This is a genomic window from Mycobacterium botniense (assembly GCF_010723305.1).
Lineage (GTDB): Bacteria > Actinomycetota > Actinomycetes > Mycobacteriales > Mycobacteriaceae > Mycobacterium > Mycobacterium botniense.
The window spans coordinates 339088-355437 of the sequence record NZ_BLKW01000004.1 but is presented as its reverse complement, the minus strand read 5'-3'; the positions used below and the strand labels follow the sequence as shown (position 1 = coordinate 355437).

Below are 16350 nucleotides of genomic sequence, written 5' to 3'. Positions count from 1 at the left end.
GCGAACGTGCGTGTCTGTACGCGACACGCCGCCAAACCGCGTCCAACTATGCACGCTCGCGGTGGAATGTGGTGACTCAGCCTTGGGCGAGCAACTCGGTTTTGAGCACCTTGCCCATCGCGTTACGGGGCAGCGAATCCACAATGCGTACCTCGCGTGGCCGCTTATGCACCGAAAGCTGTTGGGCGACATAGTCTATCAACGAATCCGGCTCGGCGTCCCCGACGACGAACGCGACGATCCGCTGGCCGAGATCCTCGTCGGGCAACCCGACGACAGCCGCCTCCGCCACATCCGGATGCCCGAGCAACGCGGTTTCGATTTCGCCCGCGCCGACCCGGTATCCCCCGGACTTGATCAAATCGACCGACTCGCGCCCCACGATGCGGTGCATCCCGCCGCGATCGACGACCGCGACATCCCCGGTGCGATACCAGCCGTCGGCGTCAAACACCTCCGCGGTGGCGTCCGGACGGTTGAGGTAACCGTCGAACAACGTCGGACCCCGAACCTGAAGCTGCCCGATCGTTTTCCCGTCCTGCGGCACAGGATCTCCGGCATCGTCGATGAGCCGAGTCTGCACACCCGCCAGCGGTAGACCCACCCAGCCCGGCCGACGCTCGCCGTCGGCTCTGGTCGACAACGTGATCAGCGATTCGGTACTGCCATACCGTTCGACGGGTGAGTGCCCGGTGAGCCGCGCCAGTTCCCCGAACACCGGTACCGGCAACGGCGCACTTCCGGATACCAGCAGCCGCGCGGGCCTGAGCGCCTCGGCCGCCGCAGGGTCGGCTACTACCCGCGACCACACGGTGGGGACACCGAAATACAACGTGCCGCCCGCTTCCGAACAGGCCCGAGCATACGCAGCCGGTGTCGGCTTTCCGGTGTGCACGAACCGATTTCCAATCCGTAGTGACCCGAGCAGGCCCAGCACCAGCCCATGGACGTGAAACAGCGGCAATCCATGCACCAGCGTGTCGCCGGCGGTCCACTGCCAGGCCAGCGCCAACGCGTCCAGGTCGGCGGCGATCGCTCGCCGGCTCAGCTGCACACCTTTGGGCGGTCCGGTCGTGCCCGAGGTGTAGATCACCAGCGCGACCGCATCCGGCGGCGGCTCGGGATGGCTGTGCCCGGAGTGAGCACGCAATCGCACCGGGATATGTGCCAAACCCTCGTCTTCGTCGGGGCGGTCGCCCAGCCAGACCTGTGCGCCCGAGTCGGCGAGGATGTGACGCCGCTCCGCCCGCCCCACATCGGCCGGCACCGGCACCACGGGCACGCCGGCGAGCAGGCAGCCGGTGACCGACAGCACGGTCGACACCGTCGGGGCGGCCAGCACGGCAACCCGGTGAGCACCGGCGATGCGCTCGGCCACTGCGCTGGCCGCACCGACGAGGTTGTCGCGGCTCAGCGTGACATCGCCGATTCGCACAGCATCGCCGATATCGGCAGCCGAGGGATCCAGCGAAGCCAGCAGCATGCCAGCGAGGCTACCGCCTGCCGGTTACCGCGATACTGGCTGCGTGGAGCACATTGTGCGCGTTGCGTCCCGTGAGGTGTACCGAAACCGCTGGATGAGGGTCCGCGAGGATCAGATCCGTCGTCCCGACGGCAGCCACGGACGCTACGGCGTGATCGACAAACCCGACTACGCGTTGGTGATCGCCCGCGACGAGGAGCGATTCTGCCTCGTCGAGCAGTACCGCTATCCGCTGGGGCTGCGGCGGTGGGAGTTCCCCCAGGGCACCGCGCCGGATCTGGCTGAGGTCGAACCCGTCACGCTGGCCGAGCGGGAACTGCGCGAAGAGACCGGGCTGCGCGCCGAGTCAATGGTCCTCCTCGGCCTGCTCGACGTTGCGGCCGGAATGAGCAGCCAGCGCGGCCGGGTGTTCCTGGCGACCGGAATCACCGAGGGCCGGCACGAACGCGAACACGAAGAACAGGACATGCACAGCTCGTGGTTCTCGCGCACCGACGTGGAGCAGATGATTGTCGACGGGGCCATTACCGATGCGCAGTCGATCGCGGCATGGGCGCTGTTTTTGCTGTCACCGCAGTCTCGCGCCCAATCGCCCGATTAGGCGGGGATACCGATAGCTTTGGGCTCCATGTACTGGTGCAGGCCGGCAATGCCGCCGCCCTCACGACCCAACCCGCTCTGCTTGAATCCGCCGAACGGCGCCTCACCGAGACCGCAGCCGTTGACAGCGATCTGGCCGGTGCGGATGCGGCGCGCGACGGCGACAGCTCGGCTCACGTCGGTGCCCCACACCGCGCCGGAGAGCCCGTACCGCGAGTTGTTGGCAATGGCGACCGCCTCCTCGTCATCGCGGTAGCGCAACACGCTCAGCACAGGTCCGAAGACTTCCTCCTGAGCGATGCGCGCATCGGGGTCGACCTCGGTGAGAATCGTGGGCTCGAAGTAAAAACCGACATCCAAGCCGGGGGGACGAGCACCACCTGTCACAAGCCTGGCTCCGTCGTCAACCGCCCCGGCGACATATGCCTGGACGCGATCCAGCTGCGTGGCACTGATCAGCGGCCCCATCTGCGCCGACGGATCAGTGGGGTCGCCGACGCGCAGCGCCCGCGCGAAGTCGACCAGCCGATCCACAATCTCGTCGTGGAGCCGGTCGGGAAGCAGCAGCCGGCTGTGCAGGATGCAAGCCTGGCCGGCATGCATTGAGCAGCAATCGAATAACATCCGCTGCAGCATGTCGTCGGTGATCTCCGCATCGTCAAGCACGATGCTGGCCGACTTCCCACCGCATTCGAGCAAGATCCGCTTCATCGTGCTGCCCGCCGCAGACATGACCTGACAGCCCACGGCCGAGCTGCCGGTGAAACTCACCATATCGATGCGGGGATCGGTGGTGAGTAGTTTGGCCGCCTCGACACCCGACGGTGTGACGACGTTGACGACACCCGGCGGGATGTCGGTGTACTCATCGATCATTCGCGCCAGCGCGAGCCCGGCCAGCGGTGTCAGCGGAGAGGGCTTGAGTACGACGGTGTTGCCCGCAGCGAGAGCATTGCTCACCTTCATGACGTTCAGACAGTGCGGGAAATTCCACGGTGTAAGAATCGACACCACCCCAAGGGGTTCATGGCACAGCAGCGCGGTCCCGCCGAGAGGCTCATCGCCCAGCTTGGTGGCGAGCTCCGCGGAACGATCGGCCATGACCGCGGCGCTGTCGACCTGCATCGCCCGCTCGTTCGCGACGCAGCCCCATTCGATTTGGGAAAGTGCGAAGAATTCGCCGCCATGATCTCGCAGAGCCTCGCCGAGCTGGTGGAGGCAGCGCGCCCGCTCCTCAGGCCCGGCCTGCGCCCACGGTCCCGAGTCGAACGCCCGCCGCGCCGCCGCGATCGCGGCTTGGACCTGGGAGCAGTCCGCATCGGGCGCGGTGGCGATCACCGCCTCGGTGGCCGGGCAGATGTCAGCGTAGCGGCCGGCCTGCGGCTCGACCCACCGCCCATCGATGTAGAGCGGGTAGGTGTCAACGAGCGTGTTCGCATCGGCCATCTGGATCCTCCTCGCGCAGGGCGCCAGCTCGGCATTTGGTGTACACCGCCGGGCGGCACCCGTCAACGACTATTCCTTTATTCCATTAAGCCGCACCATCATTGATAGAGGTGGGTCCGCAGCGGCTTATGGGCGCAGCTCTTTTTTGAGGACCTTACCGGTGGGGCCGGTGGGCAGCTCATCGATGATGCGGACCTCGCGCGGGTATTTATAGGCGGCCAATCGCTCTTTACAGTGGGCGATGACCTCGTCGGGGGTCAGCCTGACACCCTCTTTGGCAACGACGAAGGCGAGCACCTCTTGACCGAGTTTCTCGTCCGGCTTGCCGATCACCGCTGCCGCGGCGATCCCGGAGTGTTCGAAGAGGACTTCTTCGATCTCGCGGGGGTAAACGTTGTAGCCGCCGCGGATGACGAGATCTTTCTTGCGGTCGACGATAAAGAAGTAGCCGTCCTCGTCGCGGTAGCCGAGATCGCCGGTGTGAAACCAGCCGTTGCGGAACGCCTCGGCGGTGGCCTCAGGCTTTTTGTAGTACCCCTTCATCAGGTTGTGTCCGCGGATCACGATTTCCCCGACGTTGCCGGGTCCTGGCGGTAACGGGGTGCCGTTCTCGTCGACCACGCGGACCTCAACCCCCCAAATCGGCTTGCCGATCGAGAGCACTTTGCGCTGTTCGGCGCTGATGTTGAACGTCGCGGTGGACGCCGTTTCGGACAATCCGTATCCCTCGAGGATCACCACGCCGGGGAATTTCTCTTCGAACGCCCGGATTACCTCACCGGGGATCGCGGCACCGCCGGATACCCCGACCCGCAGCGCCGAGAGGTCACGACCTTCGGTGTCGGCCGCAAGAAGCGCGAAATACATTGTCGGGACGCCGGAGAAGATGGTGCAGCGGTGCAGGACGAGTTCGTCGATGACGGTTTTCGGGTCGAATCGGGGCACCAGAACCAGCGTTCCCCCGAACCGCACCGTCACGTTGAGCACACTGGACAGGCCGAAGACATGAAACATCGGCAGCACCGCCAAGCCGATGTCATCATCGCGGAAGCCGAACAGCTCGCCGCTGACCGTGCAGTTCATGAACAGCTGAAAGTGCGTCAACTCGGCGCCCTTGGGTTTGCCGGTGGTGCCCGACGTGTAGATGATCACCGCGGTGTCTTCGGCGTTGGTCGGCTCGATGTCGCCCGTGTCGTCCGCGAAGTACAACTCATCGAAAGACTTTGTGTGAGAAAATCTTTTGTCACTTCCAGGCAGATTCACCACATAAGTGCTCAACTCCGCGATTCCGGCGGCACCCCGGACCGCCTCGTCGGCGGAGGTCTCAAAAGTGATCAGCATCCGCGAGTCGGAATCCTTGAGGTGATAGCTGATTTCCGGCGCGCGCAGCAGCGGGTTCAGCGGCACGACTACCGCACCGGCTTTGAGAATGCCGAAGTAGGCGAACAAGAACTGCGGCAGGTTGGGCAGCTGGAGCGCGACCTTGTCCCCCGGGCGGATGCCGAGGCTGCGCAGACTGGCAGCGATCCGGCCGGAGATCTCGTCGACCTGGGCGTAGCTGAAGGACCGGTCGCCGATATGGCATAACGGCTTGTCCGGATGGGCATTGCGGGATTCGCGAAGAATGACGGCAAGGTTGAAACTCATGCCTGGCTCCTGTGATCGGTTAGCGGGATAGTGGCGTGCCGCCGTGTCAGCAGCTGCTTTGAGGTGACCGGAGCGACCGGGGGTGGAGCCGGCGACCACAACGCCGGCGGCGAGCCGAGCGGCGTCCCCCGGCCGCAGGAGCTCCACCGATGCGCGGGCGGGCCGGTGTCCCGCACACCGATGCGGCGACAGATCCCCAGTGCTGGAGGGGGCTCGAACCCCTGAATTCGGCGTCCGTCAACGTCTCTAACAGCGGCTTCGATCTCCTTCGATCCATTTCAGTGCAGTTCGTCACCTGCGGTTTTCGATTCGCCGTGTTGACGGCGTCAACGCGCCGGACCGCCCCATGGACGGCGTGTTCTATCCGCGCCGATTCGCGTAGCACTGTCATTCAAGACCGTAGTTTATTACTATTGACCAAAGAAAGGTGGTGAATGACAGTGGCGCGAGTCATTCCCCGTTCGGTCGCCGACGTAGTCGAGCAGCTCGAACTCGACGGCGACCTGGTCGTGACGTCAGATCGGCTGGCTACTGTCATGCACCAAGTCGGCGTTGATGGCGATGAGGTGGCGACCCGGCGTCTCGCGTACGAACTCCAGCGCGGCGGCTGGCTGGGACAGCTGCGGACCCGGCACGCCTGGGAGTTCCTCCCTGCAGCGCGCGGCGGCGCCTACGGCTCCGGGGACCGATTCATCGAGTTCCGCGCGCAGCGCGCCGTGGACCCCGATTGGCGCGGCGTGCTGGCCATGGAAACGGCGGCATCCCTCCTTGGGCTGGCCCAGCGGTTGCCGGAACAGGAGGTCGTTGCCCTGCCTGTCGAGCAAGCCTTTCCTAAGGCACTCGCCGGTGATTGGCGCTACGTCCGCATCGAGTTGCCCGAGGTCGGGCTGACGACGGTCAACGGATTGCCGTCATGGAACCTCGAAGGACTGATCGTCGGCATTGCGGTACGCCCGTCGGCCTATAAGGACGTGGCTGGCCTGGGTCAGTGGCTGCCAGATGCTGTCACGCGCGTGGACGTCGACACCATCATTGGCTTGCTGCAGACCAGGCCGCGTGCAGCGGCGCAGCGTGCCGCGTACCTTCTCGGGTCGGCAGGCAACACCGACGCCCGAGCCGCGATCGTCGCGGCCCACCCAGCGACAGAGACGGTCTGGCTGGGACCGCGTGTCGCCAGCGCAGGTGTCTTCGACGCAGAGACCAAGGTCAATGACACTCTGCTGCACCGATACCTCACCGTGGGCACCGGATCGTGACCCGGATCACCGAGGGGCACCTCGCGCGCCACTATCAAGGCGTCAGGGGTGGACGCGATGCCGCTCTTCTCGACATCGCCCAGGATCACGCGTTGCATTTGCTTCACAACGCCGGGCTCTTCGCGCGCGGCCTGGTTTTCAAGGGCGGTACCGCGCTGCGAAAGTTTAGAGCGGGCAACGCGGGCCGTTTCTCGACCGACCTCGACTTCGCCGCGCCCGATGAGGAGGTTGCGCTCGCCGCTCTGCAGGCTCTCGACGGCGTCGAGGTCGAAGGTTTTACTTTCGCGATTGAAAATCTCGGTGACGACGGTCGACGTGGCGACCTGTTGGTAGACACGCCATTCGGCCGACCGCAGCTGGGCGCCAAGATAGAGTTGGCGCGACACGCGCTAAGTCTGGCACCCGAGTTGCTCGACCCGGTGCGGCTGCCGATCCACGACAGGTACGACTTCATTCTGTCGCCGACTCCGGTAGTCCGCGTCGAGGAAGCCGTCGCCGAGAAGCTCGCACGCTACCGCCCGGTGTCGCTGGCACGAGACCTCTACGATCTGCAATGGTTCGCAACCTCGGGTGCGCTCGATGAGTCCCTCATCCGCCGACTCTGGGTGCTCAAGGTCTACCGCGACGTCGTAGTCGACGGCCGCGGAACCAAGCCAGTCGACCCGCAGGAGATCCTCAGGCAGCGGGACGATCGTGAGTTCCGTCAAGAAGACATCGGCTACCTGACCAAGCCCGTGCGTATGAAGGACTGGATCACCACCATCCGCAGCCGCTATGCATTCCTTACTCACCTTGACGCCGACGAGCAGCGCTGGGCCCAATGCAACGAGCGAGACCTTCACGAGGTGGAAACGGCCCTCGCGTCTTTTCCGGCGCGCACCTGAGTCGCGAATCACGAAGCAGGAGAGAGCCTTCCGAGAGATGACCGGCAGCGGACTAGTCCGCGCCGAAGCGAAGTGTCGAGCCCCGTCGCTCGGCACCCCTGGGTTATGAGCTCCTGGCCAGGGGGCTGAGTTTGGGTGGTTCTCGCCGGACTGTTGTTCTCAACCTCATCGTCCACCAACTACCCGCAGTCCGCCTGGGGCTGTGTCTAGCTTGCTTTACTAGAATTTGTCTACTTGATTAGACTAAAATGGTGGTCAAAGAGGAACCAGCCAGAACCATCACCATGCGGCTTCGCAAATCGAGATTCAGCCCGACCGATGCGGCTGGCAGCCACACCAAATGGCTCCACCTGCTCGGGCCCTCGGTTTCAATTCCGTACGGGCACCGCACGATATCGCCGGGCGTCGTACGCCAAATTAACAACGCGATCGCACAGGCCGAACGACTGGCCAAAGAAGAGAAAGAGGCGAAAGAGGGGAAATGACGAGCGAATACAAGATTGAGATCGTACGCGACGGCCGCTGGTGGATGGTTCGTGTTCCCGAGCTGAATGGCTTAACCCAGGCACGACGGCTATCCGAAGCCAAATTGATGGGCCGCGAGTGGATCGCGGTAACCACCGGAACACCTCTGGACGACGTCTCCGTGCAGGTCTCCAGCATCACCGTGCCTGGGTGCGGGGACGTTCACGAAGCTGCACAGGACATCATCGATATGCGCGAGCGCGCCGCCATCGCAACCAGGAAGGCCCAGGATCTAACCGAAGCATTGGCGAACGAGCTTGTCAGCGCAGGGATTCCGGTGCGTGACGCCGGCGAACTGCTCGAAGTCTCACCACAGCGAATCAGCCAACTATCCGACACGGTGGCGCCCGCCGTCGCGAGTGGGAAGCTGTTCGATGAATTCACTCGGTTTGACGACAAACCAGCGCGCCATCTTGAGTCGACATTCGCGTTCCTGGACCGCCGCGCCGGCGCACTCTGGGATCGGGTACGAGATCACCTTGAGATCTGCTACGCAGCCTTTCCCGAGGAGCACAAGCCAGGCCTGGTCAGTCGCCTGAGGAAGGCCGACGTGCGGCAACACCTTCCCGCATGGTGGGAGCTGTACGTATTCACTCTCTTCGATTGCCTCGGATACGACATTAAGGTCCACCCAGAACTGTCCGGCAGTAACAACAAACCGGATTTCCTTGTCACCAAAGGTTCGTCAAGCATGTACGTCGAAGCGGCGGTGATGTTCAACGGCGAACTCGACTCGGATGCCTGGAACTGGGTGTGTGACTGCGTTAACGACGCCAAAAACCCCGACTTTATGGTCGACCTCGAGATACGTTCGCCGGGCAAGCAGCGTCCCCGGGCACGGGACATCATCGCTCCACTCGAGAAGTGGCTCGCAAGCCTGGATGCTGACCGCGTCATAGCTGAACAGGCCGCGGGGCACCCATTACCGCATACTCAGCTAACTGCCGGTGACTGGATCCTTGACTATACCGCTGTGCCCGTGCGACCTGATCGTCGCGGCACTCCTCGGCGTTTGATCGCGATTTACCCAACAAAACCAGCTCAATTCGGTAAGGACGTTGAGCAACTAAGGAAGACTCTGAACAAAAAGGGCGGAAAATATAACACACCCGATAGGCCGCTTGTCGTTGCGATCACAACCTGGAACTCTATCCATAAAGACGATTTGAGGGAGGCGCTTTTCGGGTCAATAAAGCTCGCGGTACCTCGGGATAACCTAGACGAGGCTCATTTTGTACACACACCCGACGGGTATTGGCGCCCCGGGGCAGATCCCCGCGGGAGCCGGATATCGGCTGTACTGTTCGGCGATGCAATGCGGGCCTGGTCGGTCGCATCCAAACTGCCCGAACTGTGGATCAACCCGTGGGCAGTGAACTCTATGCCTTCGTTGCCACCTTTCGCAACAGTAGTGGTCGGCGACGACGGCAAGCTGGCTCGCACTGATGCGTCCGCGACGGCGGCCAGTCTATTTGGCTTGCCGCCGGACTGGCCTAACTCTGATTGATCCGGGCGCTTCTCGCCCCCACGCAAAGAACTGGCCGGAGTCAGCATTGCGCTACCTGGCAGCCGAAGCGCCGGTGACCCGAGACGATCCACGTTGAATCTGCGTCTCCGTTCGCGGTGGCTTCGAGGGCTGCCGCTACCACCTCGAACTCCCCCAGAGCCGTGGTCAGATCTTCGACAATCTCTCTGGCGATGATTTCGGGCGCTGGAAGGTGGTCAGCGTCGTCGAGCGACTCGTCACACAGCAAGGTGATGTGGAGGTTGACCTTGCCGCGCGATGAGTTCGAAGTAGGTGAGCGATTTCCATCTCTCCGATTCGACACGCTCGTCACGAGGCTTTCCGCTGAGGTAGAAGTCGACAAACTCGTCGAGGTGAGGGCGGCGCGGAGGGTTCTCCTTGAGCGTGAAGTGCTGGTTGGTGCGCAGGTCGTAGACCCAGAATTTCGTAGTCAACGGCCGCTCGGAGGCCAGCTTCTTGTCGAAAATAGCACATTGGCCTTCACACCCTGCGCATAGAAAATGCCGGTCGGCAAGCACAGAAGCGTGTGTACGTCGAAGTCGGCCAACAGCTTTTGCGGCTCTTCTCCATGATGCTGGGAGCTGGGGATCCGGGCGAGACCCGCTTGAGGCCTTGAAATGAGCTGATCGTGGGCCTGGGACTCGGCATGATCCGTGATAACAAACCAAAGTTCACACGGATTGTTGAGGAGTCCCAGGTTGGAAGCAGAGGTTACCGGATCGGTTGTTGCTGCGTTGTTCGGATTGGATGGGTTGCGGGTGCTGGCCGCCGCGGATGCCGGAGGTGAGCTGGAGCTGCTGGTTGAGACCGTCGTTGGGCTGGCGCCTTGCCCTGACTGTGGGGCGCTGGCGGTTGCCAAAGATCCGTCCGGTGTGGGTACGTGATCTGCCTATCGGCGGCAGACCGGTGGTGCTGTGTTGGCATAAACGGGTCTGGTGTTGCCCACATGCGTTGTGTCCGAAAAAGACTTGGACTGAGCAGCATCCTGCGATCCAGCCGCGCGCGTGGTTGACCGAGCGGGCCCGGGGGTGGGCGTTCAAGCAGGTCGGTGCCCACGACGGCGCCGTCTCGCGGGTCGCGTCGGCGCTCGGTGTGGGCTGGGCGACCATCATGCGGATCGTCACCGCTTGCGATAAGCCGCTCATCGACGACCCGGCACGGCTGGACGCGCCGAGGGCGATCGGGATGGATGAGACCGCGTTCTTGCGCGCGACTGGACAGCATCCGACGAAGTATGCGACCGGCATCGCTGATCTGACACCGGGTCAGCCAGCGCGGCTGCTCGAGGTGGTCCACGGCCGCTCCGGTGTCATGCTGACCAGCTGGCTGGGCGAGCGCGACGACCAGTGGAAGGCGCAGATCGCCACCGCATCGCTGGACCCATTCCGCGGCTATGCCAGCGCCCTAAAACAGCAGTTGCCGCAAGCGGTTCGGGTAATTTGCGTCTGAGTTCGCCGCAGACATCGGGGTGGGAAATTACCCAATGCTGGCAGTCTTCTCGGGTGATCCGAGAGGAGCTGCTTATGCCCGAGTTCAGCAACGGTCGGCGTGTGGTGACGCTTCTAGGAGATCTCGTTGATACCGATCCGGCGCAGGTTCGCGAACCGGCCGATGCTCTTCTCGGTGTCGGCCCACACCCGGGCCACAATCGCCTCCATGGTGCGCCAGGCGATGCGCATCACCTCACACACCGCAGTTTCGAACACGCCACCGTCAGCCAGGCCACCGTGTCATCGAACGCGTAGGTGTGCCCGCCGTGATGGCGTACGCACCCCGGTACGGCCTACGGGTTCCGCTGTTGACGTTCGGTCAACGCCCGCAAGAAGAACATCAGGTTCGCCGGCCGCTCCGCCAACCGCCGCACGAAGTACCCGTACCACTGAGTGCCGAACGGCATATACACCCGTACGCGGTTACCGGTGTCGACCAGACGGCACTGTTCGGCGTCGCGGATGCCATACAGCATCTGGTACTCGAAATCGCCCGGTCCACGCCCCGATTCGCGGGCTAAGGCAGGCACCGAACTAATTACCACGGGATCGTGCGACGCCACCATCGGATACCCCGACCCCGCCATCAGCACCCGAAGGCACCGCAGATACGAGTCGGTGATCTCGGCGCGGTCCCGGTAGGCAACCGAGGCCGGCTCGTCGTAAGCGCCCTTGACCAGCCGGATCCGCGCACCGGCTGCGGCGAATTCTTGGCAATCGCTGAACGTGCGCCGCAAGTAGGCCTGCAAAACCAACCCCAGCCATGGAAAGTCGACCCGCAGGTCGCGCACAATCGACAGCGTCGACTCTGTGGTGGCAGAGCTCTCGGCATCCACCGTCACCCATACACCTGCACGCTGCGCGGCGGCGCAAATCGCGTAGGCGTTCTCGCGGGCGATCTTCTCGCCGTCACGGTGAAGAGCTTGCCCCAACGCGGAGAGCTTCAGCGATACTTCCAGCGGCCGAACTCCGTCGAATACCGGCTCACCGCACCAGCCCAGCACATCGAGCAGATCCACGTAGGCCTGCACGGACGCGTCGGCGCCGTCGCGATCGGTGATATCCTCCCCCAGGTAGTCGATACTGACGTAGCGGCCGGACTTCCGCAGCGCTGCAACGTTTTCCAATACTGCGTCAAGCGTCTCTCCGGCGACGAAACGGCGCACAACCGTCCGAGTGACCGGCAGGCGTTCCACTATTCGCCGTAACCGGTCAGCCCGGCCGGCAGCCAAAATAACCGGACGGATACTGCGGGCGAACAGTCCTGGCATCACTCGGCCGCCATATGCGGGTAGCGGTGATCGGTGGCCGGGACGAAAGTCTCCTTGATCGAGCGGGCGGACGTCCAGCGCAACAGGTTCAGTGCTGAACCCGCCTTGTCATTGGTTCCTGACCCGCGCGACCCGCCGAACGGCTGCCGCCCCACCACCGCCGCCGTCGGCTTGTCGTTGATATAAAAATTGCCCGCCGCGAACCGTAGCCGTTCGAGCGCGGTACGCACAGCAGCTCGGTCGTCGGCGATGACCGCGCCGGTGAGCGCGTAGCGAGACCCGGTGTCGATGACCTCGAGGATCTGCTCGTAGTGTTCGTCGGGGTAGACGTGCACCGACAGGATCGGCCCGAAATACTCGGTCGTGAAAGCCTCGTCGCCCGGGTCATCACCAAGCAGCACCGTGGGATGCACGAAATAGCCTTCGCTGTCGTCGTATCCGCCGCCGACTGCGATCGTGACACCGGGTGCGCCCTTTGCTCGTTCAATAGCGTTGACATTCTTGGTGAAAGCGCGTCTGTCGATCAACGCTCCGCCGAAGTTGGAGAAGTCGGTGATGTCGCCGTAACGCAGCTCAGCAGTGGCGGCCAGGAAATCGTCGCCCATCCGCTGCCACACCGAGCGCGCGATAAAGGCTCGCGACGCCGCAGAGCATTTCTGGCCTTGGTAGTCAAACGCGCCGCGGATCAACGCGGTACGCAAAACGTCCGGTTGCGCCGACGCGTGCGCCACCACGAAGTCCTTGCCGCCGGTTTCTCCGACCAGCCGCGGATAGCTGATGTAGCGGCCGATATTGGCTCCCACCTGCTGCCAGAGGTGCTTGAAAGTGGCTGTCGAGCCGGTGAAGTGGATACCGGCCAGCCGCGGATCGGTCAGCGCGATATCGGAAACCGCGTAGCCGTCACCGGTCACGAGGTTGACCACCCCGGGCGGCAGTCCCGCCGCCTCCAGCAGTTGCATTGTCAAGTAGGCCGCCAGGGTTTGTGTGATTGACGGCTTCCACACGACGGTGTTGCCCATCAGCGCGGGCGCCGTGGGCAGGTTGCCGGCGATCGAGGAGAAGTTGAACGGCGTGATCGCATAGACAAAGCCATCCAGCGGCCGGTAGTCGGCGCGGTTCCACTCGCCAGGCGTGCTGATCGGCTGCTGCGCCAGGATCTGGCGGGCGAAGGCGACGTTGAACCGCCAGAAGTCGATCAGCTCGCAGGGCGCGTCGATCTCGGCCTGATAAGCGGTCTTGGATTGGCCGAGCATCGTTGCGGCGGCGATCGTTTCCCGCCACGGGCCAGCCAGCAGATCGGCGGCACGCAGGAAGACCGCGGCGCGTTCGTCGAACGGCGTCGCCGCCCAATCGTTCTTTGCGGCCATCGCGGCGTCGATCGCGGCAGCGGCGTCGGCGTGAGTGGCGTTGGTCAGCGTGCCCAGTTTCGCGGCGTGCCGGTGCGGCTGCACGACGTCGATGCGCTCACCGTCGCCCATCCGGTGCTGACCGGCGATGACGTGCGGCAGGTCGATCGGCTCACCACCCAACGAGGCCAGCGCGGCGCGCAGCCTCCGTCGTTCGGGGGAATGCGGGGCGTAGTCGTGCACCGGCTCGTTGACCGGCAGCGGTACCCGGGTGATCGCATCCATACTGCCAGGGTCGCGCGTACCCAGCCCCAGACGATTGGTTAATCGAACAAGATAGCCCGGCAGTGCTAGTAGGATCGGACAACATGCGGGCCGCTGGCGTCGGGCTGGGTCAGTTGCTGCTCGCGCTGGACACCACGATGGTCAGCCTCATCGACGCCCCGCGTGGCCTGGACCTGCCGGTGGGGTCGGCGGCGTTGATCGATTCCGACGATGTACGGTGGGGTCTGGCTGCGGGAGCGGACTCTGCCGACGTGTTCTTCTTGCTCGGTGTGAGCGACGACGAGGCGCTGCGCTGGATCGGCGAGCAGCCCAGCGGGTGGACACCGGTGGCCATCTTCGTCAAAAAGCCCTCCGATGAACTGGTGGCCACGGCGGTCGCCGCAGGGTCGGCGGTGGTGGCGGTGGACCCGCGAGCCCGCTGGGAGCGGCTGTATCGATTGGTCAACCACGTCTTCGAGCATCACCGTGCCGATCCGCTGTACGACTCCGGCGCCGATCTGTTCAGCCTGGCGCAATCACTGGCCGACCGCATCCACGGGATGGTCAGCATCGAAGACGACCGCTCGCACGTGCTGGCCTATTCGGCCTCCAACGAGGAGGCCGACGAACTGCGGCGGTCGTCCATCCTGGGCCGGGCCGGCCCGCCTGAGCATCTGGAATGGATCGGCAAGTGGGGCATCTTCGATGCGCTGCGGGCCGGCAACGAGGTCGTCCGCGTCGCGGAACGCCCGGAACTGGGGCTGCGGCCGCGGCTGGCGGTCGGTATCCATCTGCCTCCGGTCGACACCCGCCGAGCGTCGGTGTTTGCCGGCACTATCTGGGTTCAGCAGGGTTCTCGACCGCTGGCTGAGGATGCCGAGCAGATGCTGCGCGGGGCTGCGGTGCTGGCGGCGCGCATCATGGGGCGGCTGGCGGCCCGGCCCTCCTCCCATGCGTTGCGGGTGCAGCAACTTCTAGGCCTGCGCGAGATGGACAGCGCTGACACCGTCGCCGTCATCGCCCGCGAACTCGGCATCGTGGCCGACGCCGACGCCGCAGTCATCGGCTTCGACAGCATCGGCCGTGACCGGCAGCCGTCCGACGTCTTAGCATTGAGTGCCAGTGCTTTTCGCCATGATGCTCAAGTCGTCTCGAAAGGCTCACGGGTATATGTGCTGCTACCGCAGGCCACGAACACCCGCGCTGTCACCTCCTGGATTCGGGGGACGATCGCCGCACTGCGCAGCGAGCTGGGACTCGAGCTGCGCGCCGTCATCGCCGCCCCGGTGACCGGTTTGGCCGGGGCAGCCGCCGCGCGCGCCGAAGTGGACCGGGTGCTCGACAGCGCTGAGCGCCACCCGGTTTCCATCGCCCAGGTGACGTCGCTGGCCGAAGCGCGCACCACCGTGCTGCTCGACGAAATCGTGACCCTGGTCAGCGCCGACGAGCGACTGATCGACCCGCGGGTACGGGAGCTGCGGGCGCGTGACCCGGTGCTGGCCGAGACGCTGCGCGCGTACCTGGACAGCTTCGGGGATATCAGCGCCGCAGCGACCCGGCTACACGTCCACCCCAACACCGTGCGCTACCGGGTACGCCGAATCGAGAGAATACTGTCTGTGTCGCTGGCCGATCCCGATGTGCGACTGCTGCTTTCGCTGGGTCTGCGGGCGACCGAGGGCTGAGCCCCGGATCACCACCGCGAAGCACCCATCGCGGAAGTCTCGACCCAGGCGGTGCACAGCTGTACTGTTAGGGCAGTTGGTCACGGCGGTTGGCGATTTGCCGGGCATTCCGCTCAGCCCGGCTCACAAGAGCAGCGACCAGCTGGGAGGCCACCATGAGCCGCTTCCTGGTAATCGGCTACGCCGTGATGTGTTACGTGATGTTTGTCGCCGCCTTCATTTACGCGATCGGGTTCGTCGGCGACTTTGGGGTGCCGCGCAGTGTCGACTCCGCCGCGGTGGCCCCGGCGGGACAGGCGGTCGCGATCGACATGGTGCTGCTTTCGGTGTTCGCCATCCAGCACAGCGTGATGGCCCGCCCGGCGTTCAAACGATGGTGGACGCATTACGTGGCGCCGCCGATCGAACGCAGCACCTATGTGTTGGTGACGAATCTCGTGCTGTTCCTGCTGTTTTGGCAGTGGAGGTCCATTCCCGCTGTGGTGTGGAACGTGACAGCACCAGCCGGCAGGCTCGGACTGTGGGTGCTGTTCTGGCTGGGCTGGCTGATGGCGCTGGCGTCGACATTCATGATCAGCCATTTCGACCTGTTCGGGCTCAGGCAGGCGTACCTGGCTGGGCGTGGGAAACCACACGCAAACATCGGATTTCGCTCCCGTCTGCTGTACCGGCTGGTGCGGCATCCGATCATGCTGGGCTTTGTCATCGCGTTTTGGGCGACACCGAAACTGACCGCCGGGCACCTGCTGTTCGCCGTCGCCACCACCGGGTACATCGTCATCGCCGTGCAGCTGGAGGAACACGACCTGGTGGCCGGGCTCGGCGATGAATACCGCGACTACCGCCGCCGTGTGCCGATGTTGTTGCCCTGGCCGCGAAAACATCTCGGCTCAGGCACGCCTGAGCACGGGAGTCGCGCCCTTTAGCC

15 protein-coding genes and 1 pseudogene are annotated in these 16350 nt (G+C 64.2%); 9 read left to right on the top strand and 7 right to left on the bottom strand.

What is annotated here, in order from left to right:
- Nucleotides 1-76 precede the first annotated feature (76 nt).
- Entirely contained in the window at nucleotides 77-1483 is a 1407-nt protein-coding gene (locus tag G6N08_RS11805) for an acyl-CoA synthetase (protein WP_163757500.1), read from the bottom strand.
- Here G6N08_RS11805 and G6N08_RS11800 point away from each other — a divergent pair.
- Nucleotides 1482-2084, top strand: coding sequence for an NUDIX domain-containing protein (locus tag G6N08_RS11800; protein ID WP_371869017.1), 603 nt, complete (start codon nucleotides 1482-1484; stop codon nucleotides 2082-2084). The two genes, G6N08_RS11805 and G6N08_RS11800, sit on opposite strands and share 2 nt — an antisense overlap.
- Here G6N08_RS11800 and G6N08_RS11795 read toward each other — a convergent pair.
- Together G6N08_RS11795 and G6N08_RS11790 are read right to left on the bottom strand one after the other, a co-directional pair.
- Nucleotides 2081-3529: an aldehyde dehydrogenase family protein gene (locus tag G6N08_RS11795; RefSeq protein WP_163757497.1), complete on the bottom strand. Its 1449-nt coding sequence runs from the start codon at nucleotides 3527-3529 to the stop codon at nucleotides 2081-2083. The genes G6N08_RS11800 and G6N08_RS11795 overlap by 4 nt on opposite strands.
- Before the next feature lie 126 nt (nucleotides 3530-3655).
- Nucleotides 3656-5176 (bottom strand): long-chain-fatty-acid--CoA ligase, encoded by a 1521-nt coding sequence (locus tag G6N08_RS11790; protein ID WP_163757495.1) that lies wholly within the window; start codon nucleotides 5174-5176, stop codon nucleotides 3656-3658.
- Nucleotides 5177-5610: 434 nt separating this feature from the next.
- Between G6N08_RS11790 and G6N08_RS11785 the strand changes: the two genes are divergently transcribed.
- From G6N08_RS11785 to G6N08_RS20250, 4 genes are all read left to right on the top strand, one after another.
- Nucleotides 5611-6432, top strand: coding sequence for a type IV toxin-antitoxin system AbiEi family antitoxin (locus G6N08_RS11785; protein ID WP_163757493.1), 822 nt, complete (start codon nucleotides 5611-5613; stop codon nucleotides 6430-6432).
- Complete coding sequence (locus G6N08_RS11780) at nucleotides 6429-7316, top strand: nucleotidyl transferase AbiEii/AbiGii toxin family protein (RefSeq protein WP_163757491.1); 888 nt, start codon at nucleotides 6429-6431, stop codon at nucleotides 7314-7316. Before G6N08_RS11785 ends, G6N08_RS11780 begins: the two co-directional genes overlap by 4 nt.
- A gap of 251 nt (nucleotides 7317-7567) precedes the next feature.
- Complete coding sequence (locus G6N08_RS11775) at nucleotides 7568-7801, top strand: hypothetical protein (protein WP_163757489.1); 234 nt, start codon at nucleotides 7568-7570, stop codon at nucleotides 7799-7801.
- Nucleotides 7798-9348, top strand: a complete 1551-nt coding sequence (locus G6N08_RS20250) for a hypothetical protein (RefSeq protein WP_174813292.1) — start codon at nucleotides 7798-7800, stop codon at nucleotides 9346-9348. Before G6N08_RS11775 ends, G6N08_RS20250 begins: the two co-directional genes overlap by 4 nt.
- 236 nt (nucleotides 9349-9584) lie before the next feature.
- Here the strand turns inward: G6N08_RS20250 and G6N08_RS20350 are convergent, their stop codons facing one another.
- Nucleotides 9585-9800 (bottom strand): hypothetical protein, encoded by a 216-nt coding sequence (locus G6N08_RS20350; protein ID WP_218033374.1) that lies wholly within the window; start codon nucleotides 9798-9800, stop codon nucleotides 9585-9587.
- Between the two features lie 264 nt (nucleotides 9801-10064).
- On the opposite strand from G6N08_RS20350, the gene G6N08_RS11760 reads away from it, so the two are divergent.
- Together G6N08_RS11760 and G6N08_RS11755 are read left to right on the top strand one after the other, a co-directional pair.
- Nucleotides 10065-10250, top strand: coding sequence for a hypothetical protein (locus G6N08_RS11760; RefSeq protein WP_163756967.1), 186 nt, complete (start codon nucleotides 10065-10067; stop codon nucleotides 10248-10250).
- Complete coding sequence (locus tag G6N08_RS11755) at nucleotides 10204-10815, top strand: transposase (protein ID WP_281352788.1); 612 nt, start codon at nucleotides 10204-10206, stop codon at nucleotides 10813-10815. Before G6N08_RS11760 ends, G6N08_RS11755 begins: the two co-directional genes overlap by 47 nt.
- 116 nt (nucleotides 10816-10931) lie before the next feature.
- On the opposite strand, the pseudogene G6N08_RS11750 reads toward G6N08_RS11755, so the two are convergent.
- The 3 genes and pseudogenes from G6N08_RS11750 to pruA all read right to left on the bottom strand — a co-directional run.
- Nucleotides 10932-11149: pseudogene (locus tag G6N08_RS11750) on the bottom strand (transposase family protein); the annotation flags it as partial.
- Nucleotides 11150-12127 carry a proline dehydrogenase family protein gene (locus G6N08_RS11745; RefSeq protein WP_163757485.1) on the bottom strand — a complete coding sequence of 326 codons (978 nt, stop codon included), beginning with the start codon at nucleotides 12125-12127 and terminating at the stop codon, nucleotides 11150-11152. It lies immediately after the preceding pseudogene.
- Entirely contained in the window at nucleotides 12127-13758 is a 1632-nt protein-coding gene (gene pruA / locus G6N08_RS11740) for an L-glutamate gamma-semialdehyde dehydrogenase (RefSeq protein ID WP_163757483.1), read from the bottom strand. Before pruA ends, G6N08_RS11745 begins: the two co-directional genes overlap by 1 nt.
- A gap of 83 nt (nucleotides 13759-13841) precedes the next feature.
- On the opposite strand from pruA, the gene G6N08_RS11735 reads away from it, so the two are divergent.
- The gene (locus tag G6N08_RS11735) at nucleotides 13842-15422 is read left to right on the top strand and encodes a PucR family transcriptional regulator (RefSeq protein WP_163757481.1); all 1581 of its coding nucleotides are present in this window, start codon (nucleotides 13842-13844) and stop codon (nucleotides 15420-15422) included.
- A gap of 155 nt (nucleotides 15423-15577) precedes the next feature.
- Nucleotides 15578-16348, top strand: coding sequence for a methanethiol S-methyltransferase (mddA, locus tag G6N08_RS11730; protein ID WP_163757479.1), 771 nt, complete (start codon nucleotides 15578-15580; stop codon nucleotides 16346-16348).
- The last annotated feature ends 2 nt before the right edge of the window (nucleotides 16349-16350 follow it).